This window comes from Sphingobium sp. S6, assembly GCF_905120495.1.
GTDB lineage: Bacteria > Pseudomonadota > Alphaproteobacteria > Sphingomonadales > Sphingomonadaceae > Sphingobium > Sphingobium agri.
Map to the genome: position 1 here is coordinate 1,124,510 of NZ_CAJHOG010000001.1, position 19,005 is coordinate 1,143,514.

Annotated in this window: 18 protein-coding genes; 16 read left to right on the forward strand and 2 right to left on the reverse strand. The window is 62.8% G+C overall.

Annotated elements, in window-relative coordinates:
- Positions 1–27 precede the first annotated feature (27 nt).
- Entirely contained in the window at positions 28–480 is a 453-nt protein-coding gene (locus SPHS8_RS05800) for a hypothetical protein (protein ID WP_201514642.1), read from the forward strand.
- 83 nt (positions 481–563) lie between these two features.
- On the opposite strand, the gene ada is transcribed toward SPHS8_RS05800, so the two are convergent.
- Complete coding sequence (gene ada, locus SPHS8_RS05805; protein ID WP_201514643.1) at positions 564–1,628, reverse strand: bifunctional DNA-binding transcriptional regulator/O6-methylguanine-DNA methyltransferase Ada; 1,065 nt, start codon at positions 1,626–1,628, stop codon at positions 564–566.
- Between the two features lie 105 nt (positions 1,629–1,733).
- On the opposite strand from ada, the gene SPHS8_RS05810 reads away from it, so the two are divergent.
- The 8 genes from SPHS8_RS05810 to SPHS8_RS05845 all read left to right on the forward strand — a co-directional run bounded on the left by SPHS8_RS05810 (position 1,734) and on the right by SPHS8_RS05845 (position 11,196).
- Positions 1,734–3,281 carry a S1C family serine protease gene (locus SPHS8_RS05810; protein WP_201514644.1) on the forward strand — a complete coding sequence of 516 codons (1,548 nt, stop codon included), beginning with the start codon at positions 1,734–1,736 and terminating at the stop codon, positions 3,279–3,281.
- Positions 3,282–3,466: 185 nt separating this feature from the next.
- Positions 3,467–4,021 carry a F0F1 ATP synthase subunit delta gene (locus SPHS8_RS05815; protein ID WP_097092851.1) on the forward strand — a complete coding sequence of 185 codons (555 nt, stop codon included), beginning with the start codon at positions 3,467–3,469 and terminating at the stop codon, positions 4,019–4,021.
- A 2-nt stretch (positions 4,022–4,023) separates the two neighbouring features.
- The gene (gene atpA / locus SPHS8_RS05820) at positions 4,024–5,553 is read left to right on the forward strand and encodes a F0F1 ATP synthase subunit alpha (RefSeq protein WP_201514645.1); all 1,530 of its coding nucleotides are present in this window, start codon (positions 4,024–4,026) and stop codon (positions 5,551–5,553) included.
- Between the two features lie 106 nt (positions 5,554–5,659).
- Positions 5,660–6,544 (forward strand): F0F1 ATP synthase subunit gamma, encoded by an 885-nt coding sequence (locus SPHS8_RS05825; RefSeq protein WP_097092010.1) that lies wholly within the window; start codon positions 5,660–5,662, stop codon positions 6,542–6,544.
- Positions 6,545–6,568: 24 nt separating this feature from the next.
- Entirely contained in the window at positions 6,569–8,014 is a 1,446-nt protein-coding gene (gene atpD, locus SPHS8_RS05830; RefSeq protein ID WP_097092011.1) for a F0F1 ATP synthase subunit beta, read from the forward strand.
- A gap of 152 nt (positions 8,015–8,166) precedes the next feature.
- Positions 8,167–8,421, forward strand: coding sequence for an ATP synthase F1 subunit epsilon (locus tag SPHS8_RS05835; protein ID WP_066524624.1), 255 nt, complete (start codon positions 8,167–8,169; stop codon positions 8,419–8,421).
- Positions 8,422–8,623: 202 nt separating this feature from the next.
- Entirely contained in the window at positions 8,624–10,153 is a 1,530-nt protein-coding gene (locus SPHS8_RS05840) for a CpaF family protein (RefSeq protein ID WP_201514646.1), read from the forward strand.
- 206 nt (positions 10,154–10,359) lie between these two features.
- Positions 10,360–11,196 carry a DMT family transporter gene (locus SPHS8_RS05845; protein WP_201514886.1) on the forward strand — a complete coding sequence of 279 codons (837 nt, stop codon included), beginning with the start codon at positions 10,360–10,362 and terminating at the stop codon, positions 11,194–11,196.
- On the opposite strand, the gene SPHS8_RS05850 is transcribed toward SPHS8_RS05845, so the two are convergent.
- Positions 11,188–11,619, reverse strand: coding sequence for an OsmC family protein (locus SPHS8_RS05850; protein ID WP_201514647.1), 432 nt, complete (start codon positions 11,617–11,619; stop codon positions 11,188–11,190). The two genes, SPHS8_RS05845 and SPHS8_RS05850, sit on opposite strands and share 9 nt — an antisense overlap.
- Before the next feature lie 86 nt (positions 11,620–11,705).
- On the opposite strand from SPHS8_RS05850, the gene SPHS8_RS05855 reads away from it, so the two are divergent.
- The 7 genes from SPHS8_RS05855 (at position 11,706) to SPHS8_RS05885 (ending at position 18,977) form a co-directional block, all read left to right on the forward strand.
- Positions 11,706–12,071 (forward strand): PRC-barrel domain-containing protein, encoded by a 366-nt coding sequence (locus SPHS8_RS05855; protein ID WP_201514648.1) that lies wholly within the window; start codon positions 11,706–11,708, stop codon positions 12,069–12,071.
- 148 nt (positions 12,072–12,219) lie between these two features.
- Entirely contained in the window at positions 12,220–12,888 is a 669-nt protein-coding gene (locus tag SPHS8_RS05860) for an RBBP9/YdeN family alpha/beta hydrolase (RefSeq protein ID WP_201514649.1), read from the forward strand.
- A gap of 98 nt (positions 12,889–12,986) precedes the next feature.
- Positions 12,987–13,178 (forward strand): YezD family protein, encoded by a 192-nt coding sequence (locus tag SPHS8_RS05865; protein ID WP_097092016.1) that lies wholly within the window; start codon positions 12,987–12,989, stop codon positions 13,176–13,178.
- Between the two features lie 174 nt (positions 13,179–13,352).
- Entirely contained in the window at positions 13,353–15,821 is a 2,469-nt protein-coding gene (locus SPHS8_RS05870; protein ID WP_201514650.1) for a TonB-dependent receptor, read from the forward strand.
- A 150-nt stretch (positions 15,822–15,971) separates the two neighbouring features.
- Entirely contained in the window at positions 15,972–16,844 is an 873-nt protein-coding gene (gene panB / locus SPHS8_RS05875; protein ID WP_201514651.1) for a 3-methyl-2-oxobutanoate hydroxymethyltransferase, read from the forward strand.
- 74 nt (positions 16,845–16,918) lie between these two features.
- Positions 16,919–17,617: a tetratricopeptide repeat protein gene (locus SPHS8_RS05880; RefSeq protein WP_201514652.1), complete on the forward strand. Its 699-nt coding sequence runs from the start codon at positions 16,919–16,921 to the stop codon at positions 17,615–17,617.
- A gap of 10 nt (positions 17,618–17,627) precedes the next feature.
- The gene (locus SPHS8_RS05885; RefSeq protein ID WP_201514653.1) at positions 17,628–18,977 is read left to right on the forward strand and encodes a PQQ-like beta-propeller repeat protein; all 1,350 of its coding nucleotides are present in this window, start codon (positions 17,628–17,630) and stop codon (positions 18,975–18,977) included.
- The last annotated feature ends 28 nt before the right edge of the window (positions 18,978–19,005 follow it).

Below are 19,005 nucleotides of genomic sequence, written 5' to 3' on the forward strand. Positions count from 1 at the left end.
TTCGCCCTCCCCTTGCTAGCTATATCAATGTCTATTGCGGGCACCGCTTGCTCCGACCACACTGGCCAAGCCAATGATGTTGATAGTTCTACCCAGAAGGCCGTCATCCTATATTATCATCGCGCCGACGGCGTGGTGGCTCGGTACGGAACTCCCGGTATTCTGAATTGCGACCCGCAAATCGCCTCGATCCATCTGTCTCGACATTTGGAGATGCGAAGGCATGAACCCATAGATTGGCGTCGCCCTTTACCTCAAAAAGAAGAGCGTGAGCAGGAAGAAGAGGAATTACGCTCCTTACTTAAATCAACGTTCTTACCGTTGCACGATGCCGACTGGCGCGAAGGCGAATACTACACAGCCCAAGAAATCCAGCGATCAAATTCAGCTATTCGCTTTGCGAAGCAGCACAATCAGGCTGCGTTCCAAACCGGCAGGAAACAAATCCTTCGACTGTGTCCCCGTGCTCAAGCGAATTGATCAGTAAGCCTCGCCAGCGATGGTCCGGTTTCTTGCTGATTTGCCTGATAACGGACAGTCGCAAAGCCACCCAAAAGCGCCCCTCACTCGACTCCTCTTTCCCGCTCCAGCAGCACCTTCTTCCGCTCCACGCCATAGGCATAGCCACCCAAGCTCCCATCGCCGCGCAACACGCGATGGCAGGGGACCAACACCGCCAGCCCATTATCCCCGCAAGCAGTCCCAGCCGCACGTACTGCGCCCGGCCTCCCGATGGCAGCGGCAATCTCCCCATAGCTGCGCGTCTCACCCGCCGGGATCGCCCGCAGCGCGCTCCACACCGCCTGCTGAAAGGCGGTGCCGCGCACGTCCATGGGCACATCAACCGGCCGCCCCGGCTCCTCAATCAATTGCACCACCTGCCCCGCCAGCGCGCTCAACGCCCCATCGCCCGGCAAGATCTCCGCCTTGGGAAAGCGTCGCCGCAAATCGTCCTCGCCTTCATCGAAACTGACCCGACAAAGCCCTTTGGTCGTGGCCGCGACCAACACAGGCCCCAAACTGGATCCCATCACCACATAACGGATCGTGACGCCCCGCCCGCCATCCTTCCAGGCGCTTGGGCTCATACCCAGATGCCGCTCCGCATCGGCATAGGCGCGGCTGGGCGCATTATATCCCGCCTCATAAATCGCACTGGTGACGCTGCCCTCTTCTTCCAGCGCCGCCTTCAGCCGTTCCGCACGCAGAGATCGAGCGTAGGCGGCCGGTGTCAGCCCCGTCTCCCGCTTGAACAGCCGGTGGAAATGATGCGGCGCATAGCCCGCATGCGCGGCGACCTGTTCCAGCGAGGGCGCTATCTCTGAAGCCGCGATGAAGGCTTTCGCCGCCTCCACGGCGACCCTGTCCCGCCCGACCTCATCCGGCAGACAGCGCAGGCATGCCCGAAATCCAGCCTGCCGCGCCGCAGCCGGATCGGGCAGGAAGATCATATTTTCCCGCCGCGGATGCCGCGCCGCGCAGCTCGGCTTGCAATAGATGCCGGTGGTCAGCACCGCGCCCACGAAGCGCCCATCCATGGCCCGGTCCCGCCGCAGGAACGCGTCCCAGCAGGCATCATCATCCAGCGCCAATGGCGTCGAGGCGGAAAGGTCGGTCATCTGGTTCATCCATATGGGATAGCAGGCGCGATCGGGCCAGCCTTCCCACGCCTTGCGCTCAAAGCAATTCTGCCATTGCCTCCGCCGGGCTTTACCATATGAATGCGCCGCATCATGGTCGCATTTCTTCGCCGCCTCTGCCTCCTGCTAGCCCTTGCCTCGCCTGTCGCCGCGCAGGCGGAACAGCAGGACATCGCCGCCGCCGCGCGCGGCGTCGTCCGCATCGCCATCGTGGCGACCGATGGCAGCGATGCCTATTTCGTCGGCCATGGCAGCGGCTTTGCGGTCGCGCCGGACAAAGTGCTGACCAACGCCCATGTCGTTGAACTGACGCGCGAGGAAAAGAACCTCGTCATCGGCGTCATCCCTTCGGAAGGGCGCAAAAGCTATGGCGGCCGCGTCATCGCCTATTCGCCCGGCAACGACCTCGCGCTCATCCAGCTGGAGGAAGGCCGCCTGCCGGTGAGCACCTTCTACGGCGGCGCCGTCAGCGACGGGCAGCATGTGACGGCGATCGGCTATCCCGGCAATGTCGACCGCGCGCAGGGCCTTGGTCTCAAGCAGATGATCGAACCGCTCGGCACCGTAAAGACCAGCGGCAATGTGTCCTCCGGCCGCTCCAGCCAGAGCTTCGACACGATCCTCCATACCGCACCCCTTGCTGCCGGGAACAGCGGCGGGCCTTTGGTGGATGATTGCGGCCGGGTGCTCGGCGTCAACAGCTTCGGATCGATCTCGGACGGCAATGACGCGGAGTTCGGATTTGCCGTGTCCTGGCGCGAAGTGGCATCCTTCCTGCGTCAGGCGGGCGTGTCCTCGCTCCATACCGTCGTCCCCTGCCGCTCCATGGCGGAGGCGGACGCTGCCGAAGCCATGCTGACGCAGCGAGAGGCGCAGCGCAGCGAACAATCCGAGCGCGCCAAGGCCGATGCCCGCGAAGCTGAACTCGACAAGGCCCGCGACGCCGCCGAGCGCGACGTCATCTCCGGCCGTGAAAATGCGATGGCGGGCGCGGCTGTCCTGCTGGCGCTGGCAGTGCTTGGCCTTGGCGCAGGCGGGCTTTTCTATAGCCAGGGCCGCGAACGCCGCGCCACATGGCTCCTCGCGGGCGGAGGCGTGCTGCTGTTCGGCGCGCTCGCGCTGTTTTTCCTGAAGCCCAGCTTTTCCAGCATCGATGACCGGGTAAAGCTCGCCGCCAGCAACCAGGTCACGGGCAACAGCGCCTATGCGTGGGAAGGCGAAAATATCTGCGCGATTGATCTCGATCGCAGCCGCGTCACCATATCGCAGGCGAACGACATACCCTTCAACTGGACCGCGTCCGGCTGCGCCAATGGCAACAGCCAATATGTGACCGCCGGAAATGACTGGGAACGCGCCACCATCCCAGAAAGCGGCAACTTCATCGCGCTGAGCCGCTTCGACCCCGCAACCGGCACATTGCGCGTCCAGCGCTGGCTGCCCGATGGCGACACGATGGACAAGGCACGCGCGCTGCTGAAGGATGGGCCGATCAAGGAATGCGGCAACAATCCCGATCTCCTCGCCCGCATAGCCTCGCTGCGCAGCGACCTTGGCGCACTCCTGCCCGCCCAGCCCAACGAGCGCCTGGTCTACCGCTGCCGCAAGGGACGGCTCGCCCCGGCCGACCCGGCGAACTGAAGCGATCCGCGCGGTAAAGCGCGCCGCTCATTCGCTTCGATTCCATCCTTGTGACGGAATCGCGTTCCATGGCTTGCATAGTCATAATCCCGCTGCTAACCGGCCCGGCAACAGGGGATCGGGACGGATAGACCGCGCCCCTCTTTTTTGCATGACCGGCAAATCAATTGGAGGACGGTAAGCGCGTGGAGACTACCGGCGGCATTCAGGCCAGCCTCAGCGGACGCTACGCGGTTGCGCTGTTCGATCTGGCTCGCGACGGCAACGCCCTCGACACCGTGGCGGCCAGCCTCGGCGCGATCAAGGCGGCGATTGCCGAATCGGCTGATTTCAAGAGCCTGATCAACAATCCCGTGCTCAGCCGCGACGCGGCGGGCAAGACGATCGCGGCGGTCGCATCCTCCATGGGGATCGACGCGCTGACGACCAAGTTCCTGGGCGTTCTGGCGGCTAACCGTCGCCTCTCGCAGCTGCCCGCGGTTATCCGCGCCTATGAAACGCTGCTATCGAATCACAAGGGCGAAGTCCGCGCGGAAGTCACCAGCGCGCATCCGCTCGATTCGAACCAAGTTACCGCCCTGCAGCAGAATCTGCGGGCGCGCGTCGGCCGCGAAGTCGCGCTCGATGCAAAGGTCGATCCCGCGATCCTGGGCGGGCTGGTCGTCAAGATCGGCAGCCAGATGATCGATTCCTCCATCCGCACCCGTTTGAATAGTCTCGCCCAGGCGATGAAAGGCTGAACATGGATATCAACGCCGCAGAAATTTCGAAGGTCATCAAGGACCAGATCGCCAATTTCGGCACCGAAGCGCAGGTGAGCGAAGTCGGTTCCGTGCTGACCGTGGGTGACGGCATTGCCCGCGTCCATGGCCTCGACAACGTCCAGGCGGGCGAAATGGTCGAGTTCGCCAATGGCGTGCAGGGCATGGCGCTCAACCTCGAAGCCGACAATGTCGGCGTCGTGATCTTCGGCTCGGACGCCGAGATCAAGGAAGGCGACACCGTCAAGCGTACCGGCACCATCGTCGACGTGCCCGTCGGCAAGGGTCTGCTCGGTCGCGTGGTCGATGGCCTCGGCAACCCGATCGATGGCAAGGGCCCGATCCAGTACACCGAGCGCAAGCGCGTCGAAGTCAAGGCTCCGGGCATCATCCCCCGCAAGTCGGTGCACGAACCCGTGCAGACCGGCCTCAAGGCGATCGACGCCCTCGTCCCCGTCGGCCGTGGCCAGCGCGAGCTGATCATCGGTGACCGTCAGACCGGCAAGACCGCCGTCGCGATCGACACCTTCATCAACCAGAAGGGCGTCAACGCTTCCGGCGATGAAAGCAAGAAGCTCTACTGCATCTACGTCGCGATCGGCCAGAAGCGCTCGACCGTCGCGCAGATCGTCAAGCAACTCGAAGAAAATGGCGCGATGGAATATTCGATCGTCGTCGCCGCGACCGCTTCGGAGCCCGCTCCGCTTCAGTATCTGGCGCCCTACACCGGCGTTACCATGGGCGAATTCTTCCGCGACAACGGCATGCATGCCGTGATCGTCTATGACGACCTTTCCAAGCAGGCCGTCGCCTATCGTCAGATGTCGCTGCTGCTGCGTCGTCCTCCGGGCCGCGAAGCTTATCCCGGCGACGTGTTCTATCTCCACAGCCGCCTGCTGGAACGCGCTGCCAAGATGAACGACGTCAATGGCGCTGGCTCGCTGACCGCGCTGCCGATCATCGAAACGCAGGCAGGCGACGTGTCGGCCTACATTCCGACCAACGTGATTTCGATCACCGACGGCCAGATCTTCCTCGAAACCAACCTCTTCTACCAGGGCATCCGTCCGGCCATTAACGTCGGTCTGTCGGTGTCGCGCGTCGGTTCCGCCGCGCAGACCAAGGCGATGAAGAAGGTTTCGGGCTCGATCAAGCTGGAACTGGCCCAGTACCGCGAAATGGCGGCGTTCGCCCAGTTCGGTTCGGACCTCGACGCTTCGACCCAGAAGCTGCTGAACCGTGGCGCGCGCCTCACTGAACTGCTGAAGCAGGCTCAGTTCTCGCCGCTGCCCTTCGAAGAGCAGACCGCGTCGATCTTCGCCGGCACCAACGGCTATCTCGACAACGTCGCCGTCAAGGACGTGACCCGCTACGAAGAGCTGATGCTCGCCTATCTGCGTCACGACCATGCCGACGTTCTCGCCGCGATCCGCGACAGCAAGGATCTGGGCGACGACGCCAAGAGCAAGCTGAAGGCCGCGCTCGACAGCTTCGGCAAGACGTTTGCGTAAAGGATAATCCGTCATCCCAGCGAAGGCTGGGATCTCAGGCCTCGAAGGTTCAACCTGGAGGCCAGAGGTCCTGACCTTCGTCAGGATGACGAACAGAAGGTTCGTCATGGCCAGCCTCAAGGAACTGAAGATCCGCATCGGGTCGGTGAAATCGACCCAGAAGATCACCAAGGCGAAGCAGATGGTCGCCGCGGCCAAGCTGCGCAAGGCGCAGGCTGCCGCCGAAGCAGCGCGTCCCTATTCCAGCCGTCTGGAAGCCGTCGTCGCCAGCCTCGCGTCGAAGATCGCAGGCGGTTCGGGCGAAGGCGCGTCGCCGCTGCTCGCCGGCACGGGCAAGGATGACGTCCATCTGCTGGTCGTTGCCAACTCCGACCGTGGCCTTGCTGGCGCGTTCAACGCCAACATCGTCAAGGCTGCGCGCGCCAAGGCGGACGAGCTGATCGCGCAGGGCAAGACCGTTCGTTTCTACCTGATCGGCCGCAAGGGCCGTCCGGTGATCAACCGCACCTTCCCCGGCATGATCGTCGCGCAGTTCGACACCACCGGTGTCAAGGAACCCGGCTTCAACCAGGCGTCCGAAATCGCGCATGAACTGACCGACATGTATCTGAACGGCAAGTTCGATGTCGCGCATCTCTTCTACTCGCAGTTCAAGTCCGCGCTCGCGCAGATTCCGACCGAACAGCAGATCATCCCGGTGAAGATCCCTGCCGATGCCGACCGCAACGCCATCGGCGCTACGGTGGAATATGAACCGAGCGAGGAAGCGATCCTCGACGACCTGTTGCCGCGCAACGTCACGGTACAGATCTTCAAGGCGCTGCTGGAAAACAACGCGTCCGAACAGGGCGCATCGATGACCGCCATGGACAATGCGACCCGCAACGCCGGCGACCTCATCAACAAGCTGACCATCCAGTATAACCGCAGCCGTCAGGCCGCGATCACCACCGAACTGGTCGAAATCATCTCGGGCGCGGAAGCCCTTTAAGATCACGCACGCAAGGAAGCAGTCATGGCAACCACCAACAATGTAGGCCGCATTTCGCAGGTCATCGGCGCCGTCGTCGACGTGACCTTCCCCGATGCGCTCCCCGCTATTCTCTCGGCGCTGGAAACCAGCAACAACGGCAACCGCCTTGTTCTGGAAGTCGCCCAGCATCTGGGTGAAAACACCGTCCGCACCATCGCGATGGACTCGACCGACGGTCTGACCCGCGGTCAGGAAGTCACCGACACCGGCGCGCAGATCAGCGTTCCCGTCGGCCCGGCGACGCTCGGCCGCATCCTGAACGTCGTCGGTGAGCCGATCGACGAGCGTGGCCCTGTCGCCACCACCGTCACCGCCCCGATCCACGCCAAGGCGCCGGAGTTCGTCGATCAGTCGACCGACGCGTCGATCCTCGTCACCGGCATCAAGGTCATCGACCTTCTCGCCCCTTACGCAAAGGGCGGCAAGATCGGCCTGTTCGGCGGCGCGGGCGTCGGCAAGACCGTGCTCATCCAGGAACTGATCAACAACATCGCTAAGGGCCATGGCGGCACCTCCGTGTTCGCGGGCGTTGGTGAGCGCACCCGCGAAGGTAACGACCTTTATCACGAATTCCTCGACGCAGGCGTTATCGCCAAGGACGCCGACGGCAACGCGATCAGCGAAGGTTCGAAGGTGGCGCTGGTTTATGGCCAGATGAACGAGCCCCCGGGCGCCCGCGCTCGCGTCGCTCTGTCGGGCCTCACGATCGCGGAATATTTCCGCGACCAGGAAGGGCAGGACGTGCTCTTCTTCGTCGACAACATCTTCCGCTTCACCCAGGCGGGCGCGGAAGTGTCGGCTCTGCTCGGCCGTATTCCTTCGGCCGTGGGCTACCAGCCGACCCTGTCGACGGACATGGGCGCGCTGCAGGAGCGCATCACCTCGACCAACAAGGGTTCGATCACCTCGGTTCAGGCCGTGTACGTCCCCGCAGACGACTTGACCGACCCGGCGCCTGCGACCTCCTTCGCGCACTTGGACGCCACCACCGTTCTCAACCGCGCCATTTCGGAACTGGGCATCTATCCGGCGGTCGACCCGCTGGACTCGACCAGCCGCGTTCTGGAACCCCGCGTCGTTGGCCAGGAGCATTATGAGACCGCCCGTGCGGTTCAGGCGATCCTGCAGAAGTACAAGTCGCTTCAGGACATCATCGCGATCCTGGGCATGGACGAGCTTTCGGAAGAAGATAAGCTCACCGTCGCCCGCGCGCGCAAGATCCAGAAGTTCCTGTCGCAGCCCTTCCACGTCGCCGAAGTCTTCACCGGCATCTCGGGCAAGTTCGTCCAGATCGAAGACACGGTGAAGTCGTTCAAGGCCGTGGTCGAAGGCGAATATGACCATCTGCCCGAAAACGCCTTCTACATGGTCGGCGGCATCGACGAAGCCATCGAAAAGGCAAAGAAGCTGGCTGCCGAAGCGGCTTAAGCTCCACAATGTCCCCCTCCCGCAAGCGGGAGGGGTTAGGGGTGGGCCGCGAGCGGCGCGAGCTTCGACCTATCCCGAAAAGTTGCAACGATTGCTTCGCAATCGACCCACCCCAACCCCTCCCTTGAAAGGGAGGGGCTAAGGAAGCGAAAATGGCACTGCATTTCGAACTCGTGACCCCGGAAAAGCTCGTCCGCTCGGAAGAGGTCTATCAGGTCGTCGTCCCCGGCACCGATGGCGACTTCGGCGTGTTGGAGGGCCATGCGCCTTTCATGTCCACCGTTCGCGACGGCGCGATCCAGATTTTCGCCTCGGCCGGTTCGGCTCCCGAAGTCATCCCCGTCCAGGGCGGCTTCGCTGAAGTCAATGAAAAGGGCCTCACCGTCCTTGCGGAGCATGCTGGCTAAGCCAAAGCGCACCTCCTGATCCGTTTGCCCAAGAAGGCCGCGTTCGCCAAGGAACGCGGCCTTCTTGCATTGCGGCACGGAGCACGCTCGCCTCGGCCATTAGCCATTTGTCAAAGTTTCCGGCCTATTCACCATCTCCAGCCATATTTGATCGGTCTCTTTGTGGTTGGCTCGATCGATCGGAACATGCCGGCGGAGAATTATGAGCGCGTTTGGACGGAAAAATGGACCTGCGGGTATCAAGCCGGGTTTTGGCGTCGCCCGGCCCATGCAGGGCGGCGCACCGCGTGAAGAAGCGCGCGGCGGCGACCAGTTTCCTCCGCTCGACATGGCGCCCTTGCCCGCCAGCGAAAGCCCGGCCGATCCGCTGTCCGCTCCCACGACCCAGATGCAGCGCAACGCCGACGCCTTGCAACGCCTGTCGGACCGCGCCAACGCCGAACATGTAGCCGATGCAGGGCCGCAAGGCTTCGAAGCCTCCGTCCACAAGATCAAGGAACAGGTCCTCCCCCGCCTGCTGGAACGCGTCGATCCGGAAGCCGCCGCCACCCTCAGCAAGGATGAACTGGCCGAGGAATTCCGCCCCATCATCATGGAGGTGCTGGCCGAGCTCAAACTCACCCTCAACCGCCGCGAACAATTCGCGCTGGAAAAGGTGCTGGTCGACGAACTGCTCGGCCTCGGCCCGCTGGAGGAACTGCTCGCCGATCCCGACGTCAGCGACATCATGGTCAACGGCCCGGAACAGACCTATATCGAAAAGAAGGGCAAGCTCCAGATCGCGCCGATCAAGTTCCGCGATGAGGAGCATCTGTTCCAGATCGCGCAGCGCATCGTGAACAAGGTCGGCCGCCGCGTTGATCAGACCACGCCGCTCGCCGATGCCCGCCTGCCCGACGGCAGCCGCGTCAACGTGATCGTGCCGCCGCTCTCGCTGCGCGGCACCGCCATCTCGATCCGTAAATTTTCCGCCAAGCCGATCACCATCGACATGCTCGCCCAATGGGGCGCGATGAGCCCGAAGATGGCGACCGCGCTCAAGATCGCGGGCGCATCGCGCATGAACATCGTCATCTCGGGCGGCACCGGCTCGGGCAAGACCACCATGCTCAACGCCCTGTCGAAGATGATCGACCCGGGCGAGCGCGTCCTCACCATCGAGGATGCGGCCGAACTGCGCCTGCAACAGCCGCACTGGCTCCCGCTCGAAACCCGGCCCCCGAACCTGGAGGGCCAAGGCGCCATCACCATCGGCGATCTCGTCAAGAACGCCCTGCGTATGCGCCCCGACCGCATCATCCTGGGCGAAATTCGTGGCGCGGAATGCTTCGACCTGCTCGCGGCGATGAACACCGGCCATGACGGCTCCATGTGCACGCTCCACTCCAACTCGCCCCGCGAATGCCTCGGCCGTATGGAGAACATGATCCTGATGGGCGACATCAAGATTCCGAAGGAGGCCATCTCGAAACAGATCGCCGACTCCGTCGACCTCATCGTGCAGGTGAAGCGCCTGCGCGACGGTTCGCGCCGCGTCACCAACATCACCGAAGTCATCGGCATGGAGGGCGACGTCATCGTCACCCAGGAACTGTTCAAGTTCGAATATCATGACGAGGATGACAGCGGTAAGATTGTCGGCGAATATCGATCGATGGGCCTGCGCCCTTACACGCTGGACAAGGCCCGGCAGTTCGGTTTCGACCAACCCTTCCTGGAAGCCTGCCTCTGATCCTGCACCCGAGATAGCGGCAACCCAGCCGCTATCCACCGCATAAATCGTAATTTATCCGCCCGGTGGTTGCGTGACCGTGTCCGCCGGTTAAAGCGAACCGCGTGCAACCGCCCGCCCCTATCAGCCCGCCCGAAGAGCTTCCGCCACCGCCGCCGGTCCGCGAAGAGCATCCGCTCAAGGGCATAGGCCTGCGCCTGCTGGCCATGATGTTCATGGCCGTCATGTTCGCGCTGGGCAAAGTCGTCGGCACGCGCGGCGTCAGCCTGATCGAACTCATCTTCTACCGCCAGGCGCTGGCTCTGCCGCTGATCGTCACCTGGGTCGCCATGACGGACGGTCTCGCCTCGGTTCGCACGAACCGCCTCGGCGCGCATGTCAGCCGCACCGTGCTCGGTCTCACCGGCATGGTCCTCAACTTCGGCTCATACCTGCTGCTGCCCCTGACCGAGGCAACGGCGATCGGCTTCACCATGCCGATCTTCGCCACCCTGCTCTCTGCGCTCCTGCTGCGGGAGGCAACCGGCCCGCATCGCTGGGCCGCCATCCTGCTGGGCTTCATCGGGATCATCATCATGGTCCGCCCGGACGGCATGCACTTCCCGCCAATGGGCCTCGCCGTCGCGCTTTCCGCCGCCGTTATCACCGCCTGCATCGGCCTGCTGCTCCGCGACCTCGGCCGGACGGAAAGGACGGGCGGCATCGTCTTCTGGTTCACGATCCTCTCGATCCCGCCCCTCGGCATCCTGATGCTTTTCGTCGGGAAAGCACATGATCCCATCACTTGGGCCATGTTGATGGGCGTCGGCATCACCGGGGGCGTGGCGCAACTGTGCATGACCGGGGCGCTGCGCCATGCGCCCGTGTCGGTCGTGCTGCCGATGGATTACAGCACGATCATCTGGTCGACCATGCTCGGCCTGCTGATCTGGGGCGAATGGCCGATGTACACGACCTGGATCGGCGCAGCGCTCATCATCCTGAGCGGCCTCTACATCGCGTGGCGGGAACATATACGCTCCCGCCGACCCGCCTCAGCCTAGCAGTTCCGCGTCCAGGCTAATCTCAGCCTTCAGCAGCTTCGACACGGGACAATTTTCCTTCGCCTTCGCCGCCAGTTCCTGAAACTGGGCGTCATCGGCGCCCGGGATCGTGGCCTTCAGCGTCAGCTTGCTGGCCGTGATCGCAAAGCCACCCTCCTGCTGCTCCAGCGTGACGACGGCATTGGTTTCCATCTTCTCCGCCGTCAGCCCGGCTTCGCCAAGGATCATCGACAGCGCCATGGTGAAGCAGGACGCATGCGCCGCTGCGATCAACTCTTCCGGGTTGGAGCCCGGCACGCCCTCGAACCGCATTGCAAAGCCATAAGGGTGCGCGTCCAGAGCGCCGCTCTGCGTCGAAATCGCGCCCTTGCCGTCCTTCAGGCCGCCGCTCCATACCGCCGATCCGCTGCGATTGATCTTCATCTCGTCCTCCTGTTTCGAAGAGTGGGAACCCCGCTGATCCTCCCCGGTTTCATGAGTCTAGCGCATTATGATGCAGGAGGGTGACGATGACTGATCCCGCAATCCAAAATTCCAGTGACCTCATCGCCTCCGACCGTGTGGAAGGAACCGCCGTCTACAACCGGCAAGGAGAAAGGCTCGGCCATATCTCCAACTTCATGGTGGAAAAGCGCAGCGGGCAGGTCCGCTATGCCCTGCTTTCCTTCGGCGGCTTCCTCGGCCTTGGCAACGATCATTACCCCATCCCCTGGTCGATGCTGAGCTATGACACCGATAAGGGCGGCTATGTCGTGGATCTCAGCAAGGACGTGCTGGAAAGCGCACCCCGTCACACGCCCGACACGCCGCCGGATTATGACGACACATATGGCCGCACCGTCTTCTCCTATTATGGCCTCATATATCCTTGGTAATGGGCTCCCGGCCCGACGCGGAGCCCGCCGCCTGACCTGAACGCCAGATGAATCCGATCGCCCAAATTTGGACACAATTGGTCGCTCAAGCATTGTCTACTTAAAGAATAGAATTATGTTCAACCTGTAATTGGACGAGGATCAGACAATGGACCGATTCGGACATCTGGGCGACACGCGCAATCCGGTCGTGCTGACCATTCCCGGTCTGAACAACAGCGGCCCCGGCCACTGGCAGACGCTTTGGGAAGAGGTCAGAGGAGATTGCCAGCGCGTCGACCTGGGCAGTTGGGCCAGTCCCAATCGCAATGCGTGGGTCACGCGCCTGGACGCCGCGATTCGGGAAGCTGACGGGCCGATCATCCTGGCCGCGCACAGCCTTGGCTGCCTTGCGGTCGCTTGGTGGGGTGCCCTGCAGAGCCAGGCCTATGGCTGGCCAGTGACCGGCGCTTTGCTGGTCGCCCCTCCCGATTGCGACAGAATGGAAACGCCGGAGACGATCGGCGGCTTTGGCCCCACTCCCCGCGCTCAATTGCCCTTCCCTTCGCTGGTCGTCGCCAGCCGCAACGATCCTTATATTTTCTTCGAACGGGCGCACAGCATCGCGAAGAATTGGGGCAGCACCTTCGTCGATGCGGGCTTCAGCGGCCACATCAATGCTGACTCCGATCTTGGCAATTGGGAATTTGGCCAATCCCTGTTGGAACAGCTGATCGACAATGCGCATGAACAGGCCTCTGTGATGCGCCAGATGCGGCCCGCCATCCCCATGGCTCATAAGGAAAGGAAGCTGGCAGCAATGCGGATGATCGGCTGAAAAAAGGACGGGCGCTACAAGTCAAACTTGGGCGCCCTATATATTTGCTTTTTTGTCTATTGAATTAGTTGAGATAAAAGCGGGGCCAAGAGGTGCTTATGAGTGACAGCCGAACAGTTGAATTTGCCCGCAATGGCCGCGCAGACGGCCAAAGGGCGGACATAGCCGTCAGCATCGACAAGGTTCGTGGCGTGCTGGAAGCATTACGCTTCGGGTCGATCACCTTGACCGTGCATGACGCGCGCGTCGTCCAGATCGATGTGACGGAAAAGACTCGCCTTACCGCTTGACTAAGATCGGGGGGCAATAGGGTCGCAAGGCCAAGCCGCCGGACAGGCGGTTAATAACAGGCGGCAGGGGGTGGGCCGCTGACTGTCCAATACCATTCCCAGACCATCGGCGTTGACCGGCCAACCGGAAATGCCGCGATCAACATTCACCGGACCTCCGGAAGGGGAATTACTATGATTGCGCGTTCTCTGTTGCTCGCCGGCGTGGCGAGCGCATCCATCTTTGCGTCCAGCGTCCATGCTGAGGAAGCGCCTGCACCAGCTGCCGATCCGGCTGCACAGGTCGATCAGGCAGCCAATCCCCGCGGCGACGTGATCATCGTCACCGCGCGCCGCCGTGCTGAAACGGCGCAGGAAGTGCCGCTGGCGATCTCCGTCATTCGCGGCGACAGCATCGAAGCGACCGGCAACTTCAACGTCGTGAAGCTCCAGCAGCTTGCGCCGACATTGCAGGTCTACACCACCAATCCCCGCAACACCTCGGTCAATATCCGTGGCCTTGGCGTGCCGTTCGGCCTCACCAGCGACGGTTTCGAGCAGGGCGTCGGCATCTATGTCGATGACGTCTACAATTCGCGCGTCGCTGCCGCCACGTTCGACTTCCTGGACGTGAACCAGGTCGAAGTGCTGCGCGGCCCCCAAGGCACGCTCTACGGCAAGAACACGACGGCCGGCGCGATCAACATCACGACCAACCAGCCAACCTTCGACTTCGAAGGCCGCGCCGAACTGAGCGTCGGCAATCTGAACTATCGCCAGGCAAAGGCCGCGATCTCCGGGCCGCTGTCCGACACCGTCGCCGCGCGCCTTGCCGTGGCGGCGACCAGCCGCCGGGGCACGCTGTACAATGTCACGTCGCAGCGTTGGATCAACGAACAGGACAATCTCGGCATTCGCGGCCAGTTGCTGTTCCGGCCCAATGACGATCTCGATATCACGCTGTCGGGTGACTACAGCAGGCAAGACCCGGAATGCTGCGGCACCACCTTCGTCCGCGTAGGCCGCACGCAGCGTCCGCTGAACCGTCAATATGACGCGCTTGCGGCAGCGCAGGGCTATGTCGTGCCAAGTCGCAATCCCTATGACCGGTTGACTGATCTCGACAGCAACCTGAACGCGGGCAACAAGATCGGCGGCGTGTCGGCGCGTATCAAGTGGGACATCGGCCCAGGCACGCTGACGTCCGTCACCGCTTGGCGCTTCTGGGACTGGAAACCGGAAAATGATCGCGATTTCACTGGCCTGTCGATCGTGTCGCGCTCGCAAAATCCTTCGCAGCAGGATCAGTATAGCCAGGAATTCCGCTATAATTACGAAAGCCAGAAGATCGACTTCGTGGTCGGCCTCTTTGGCTTCAAGCAGCGGATCGACACCCAGGGCACCGAACAGCAAGGCGTCAACGCTGCCCAATGGAGCCTTGCGCCCTCGACCAATCCGTTGAACCCGGCCAACAACCCCGCAACCCTTGCGGGCCTGACGGCCAGCAATACCCAGTATCTGAAGGCCGAGAGCGCCGCCCTGTTCGGTCAGCTCAGCTGGAAAGTCACCGATGCGCTGACGCTGCAGCCTGGCCTTCGCCTCAACTATGACAAGAAGTCCGGCTTCTATCAGCGTGTCGTGACCAACGCACAGGGCCAGGCGATCAGCTGCACGCCCACTCCTGCGCCCGGCACGATCGCGGGCACGTCGCAGCAATGCGGCGTCTACCAGCCGCAGGTCAGCGCGCCGTCCGACAGCGCGTGGAACTTCACCTATGACTTCAACGTCAACTATAAGGTTGCGCGCGACATTCTGGCCTATGCGACCTACGCCAAGAGCTTCAAGACGCTCGGCATCAACCAGAACGGCTTGCCGCTCAACATCGACAATACGGTCAATTACGATGCCGCGACGGTGAAGCCGGAATCGGTCCATCATTTCGAAGTCGGCCTGAAGACCCAGCTTTGGGATCGCCGCGCGACCTTCAATATTTCGGCCTTCCGTACCACCATCAAGGACTTCCAGGCGACGGTGAACGGCGGCCAGTTCGGCACTGTGCGCGGCTATCTTGCCAACGCTGAAAAGGTCCGGTCGCAGGGCATCGAAGCGGACTTCAAGGTGGTCGCAAGCGACCGCTTCACCGCTTATGCGAACGCGGCCTATACCGACGCCAAGTACAAGAAGTTCACCAACGCGCCCTGCCCGCCTGAACTGTCCGGAGGCCCCTCGCAGCCTTCCGGCGTCCCGGCCGACTATTCGCAGCCAGGCGTTCCGGGCGCTCCCAGCCCCCGCCAGTGCGACATCTCCGGCCAGGACCTGCCCGGCGTGTCCAAATGGGCTTTCTCCTACGGCGCGGAATATAACATCCCGGTCACGCTGCTGGCGAAGGAAGGTCAGGTCTATCTGGGCGTCGACGGCAACTACCGTTCGCACTGGAACTCGAACGCGTCGCCTTCACGCTATACGGACGTGAAGGGCTATGCCCTCACCAACTTCCGCGCTGGCTTCCGTGGCGAAGGTTTCGACATCTTCGGCTGGGTCCGCAACGCCTTCGACGTGAACTATATCGAAAATCTCCAGGTTGCGCCCGGCAACACCGGCCTGATCGCGGGCCAAGTCGGCGACCCGCGCACTTGGGGCGGAACACTCAAATTCTCGTTCTGATAACGTAACGAATTCACCCCCTGCGGGAGCGGCACAGGCCTGCCGCTCCCGTTCTTTTTTATTTCGCTATTTCCTTATTGAATTCCAATCCGGGAAAACCGGACCGCCGCCCGATTTGCGCCCCCGGCCCCGCTGGAGTAGAGCGGCCTCATGTCCACCACCTTCACGCTCGACACATCCACCAGCCGCGCCAATCCCACGCCCGCGCCGATGAAGCGCCTGACCGTTCCCGCGATCCAGCGCCGGAAAGTGGAGGGCAAGACGGACGAACCGCTGGTGATGCTGACCGCCTACACCGCCCGGCAGGCGCAGCTGCTCGATCCCCATTGCGACATGCTGCTGGTGGGCGACTCACTCGGCCAGGTGATTTACGGCCTGCCCTCCACCCTTCCCGTCACCCTCGACATGATGATCGCCCATGGCGCCGCCGTGGTCCGGGGCAGCTATCACAGCCTCGTCCTCGTCGACATGCCCTTCGGCAGCTACGAAGCCTCCCCCGCCCAGGCCTTCGCCAGCGCCAGCCGCGTCATGGCCGAAACCGGCTGTGCCGCCGTCAAGCTGGAAGGCGGCCGGGCCATGGCCGACACCATCGCCTTCCTCACCCAGCGCGGTATCCCCGTCATGGCGCATGTCGGCCTCACGCCTCAGGCCGTCAATGCGCTCGGCGGCTATGGCGCGCGCGGCAAGAGCCAGGAAGAACATGCCAAGATCATGGACGACGCCCGCGCCGTCGCGAGCGCCGGAGCATTCGCGGTAGTTCTCGAAGGCGTCTTGGAGGACCTGGCTGTCGCCATCACCGACAGCCTAGACATACCCGTCATCGGCATCGGCGCATCGGCGCATTGCGATGGTCAGGTGCTGGTTGCCGAGGATATGCTCGGCATGTTCGAACGCGTGCCCCGCTTCGTGAAACGATACGAAAACATAGCCGAAACCATCAGCAATGCAGCCGAACGCTATGCCGCCGAAGTGCGCGATCGCAGCTTCCCCACGGCAGATCAGGTGTACCGGCCCAAAAAGTGATTTGCGCTAAGCGCCGCCGCCGCTATTGATCGCGCCTTCCGCCAGCTTTTTCTGACGCATATCTGGAGACCCAAGTGGCCCTGACGCCGCAAAACAGCGAAGCCTTCATGCGCGAGGTCGATGAGGCCGTTCGCCAGGACCAGCTGCTGACCTTCTGGCAGCGTTTCGGCCGCTGGATTCTCGCGGCTGTCGTGATCGGCCTCCTGGCCTTTGCGGGCTGGCTCTATTGGCAGCACCACAGCACTACCCAGTCCCAGGCCGTGTCAGAGGAAATGGACAAGGTGCTCGCGGCCGCCGCAGGCGGTGGAACGCCTGATGCCAAGCAGCTTGACGCGCTGACCAATGCCAGCCAGCCCGGCTTCCGCGCATCGGCCCTGCTGGTGAAAGCTGGCGTTGCCGCGCGCAAGGGCGACGACAAGGGTGCAATCACCGCCTACAAGGCGATGGCAGCGGACAGCTCGCTTGATCAGCCCTATCGTGACCTGGCGCTCATCCGCCAGACCGTATTGGAATTCGAAGCGCTTCAGCCGCAACAAATTGTCGATCGGCTCAAGCCGCTGGCCGTGGAGGGCGCTCCCTGGTTCGGCAGCGCCGGTGAACTGGTCGCGATCGCCTATATGAAGATGGGCAAACGTGAACTCGCCGGACCCTTGTTCGCCGCGATGGCAAAGGATGCCACTGTGCCGCAGTCGATCCGTTCACGTGCGCGACAGATGGCAGGTTTATTGGGCATAGACGCGGTCGAAACGCCAGCCGCACCGGGACAGGGATGAAGATAAGCGCATGGGGATGCACAGCATGACGAAATTCGCAGTCACCCGCCGGGCCGTGACCGCTGCCGCGATGGTCGCGCTGTTGGCGGGCTGTGGCATCGTGGGGGGCAAGAAGGGCGGCCCCAAGACTCCCGTGGTCGGCAACCGCGTATCGATCCTGACCAATGAGCAGGGGGTGGAAGTCGATCCGACGCTGGCGGACGTGCCGGTCACGCTTCCCGAAGCCTATGCCAATGATCAATGGTCGCAGCCGGGTGGCGGCCCCTCCAAGGCGATGGGCCATCTTGCGCTGAGCGCCTCGCCGGCTACCGCCTGGACCAGCTCAATCGAAGGCAGCACGCCGCGCGCGCGCCTCGCCTCCTCGCCCGTCATCGCCAACGGCAAGCTCTACGTCATCGACGCTGGCGCGCGTGTCATCGCGTTCGATGCCGCAAGTGGCGCCAAACTCTGGCAGACCGCCCTTCCCGCCGAAGGTAGCGGCCGGGCCCTGTTCGGTGGCGGCGTCAGCATCGTCGATGACAAGATTTACGCAAGCACGGGCGTCGGCGACGTGGCCGCACTTAGTGCGGCGAACGGCTCCATCTTGTGGAAGAAGCGTCCTGGCGGCCCGCTGCGGGGGGCGCCCACGCTCGCCAATGGCCATGTCTATGTCATGGGCCAGGACAACCAGATTTTCGCGCTGAACCAGAGCGACGGCGAAGTGCAGTGGACCGACAGCGGCACATTGCAGGTCACGGGTGTGTTCGGTGTGGCGGCGCCCGCCGCCGCGCAGGGGACGGTGATCGCAGGCTATAGCTCGGGCGAACTCACTGCCTATCGCTATGAAAATGGCCGCACCCTCTGGGGCGACGCCCTGTCGCGCACCAGCATTTCGACCGCCGTTGCGTCGCTCACCGACATCGACGCCAATCCTGTTGTCGACCGCGGCCGCGTCTTTGCCATCGGACAGGGCGGCCGCATGGCCTCCTACGAACTGGTGAGCGGCCAGCGACTGTGGGAAATCAACATCGCCGGCATCTCAACCCCTTGGGTGGCGGGCGAATGGGTGTTTGTCGTGACCAGCGACGCCAAGCTGCTCTGCGTCGCCCGCGCGACCGGCAAGATCCGCTGGATCAGCCAGCTTCGCCGGTGGGAAAAGGAAAAGAAGAAGGCGAACGCCATTCGCTGGACAGGGCCGGTACTCGCTGGAGGACACCTGATCCTTGTATCCACGCATGGCGATCTCAACTATGTCGATCCGGCGACCGGAGCGATCCAGTCTGAGGTGGACATGGACAGGTCCATGTCGCTTTCTCCCGTTGTCGCGAACAACATGCTCTATATTCTTGCTGACGACGGCAAGCTGACGGCGCTGCGCTAAGGCGGCGCCATAGAAAGGAAACGGGCCC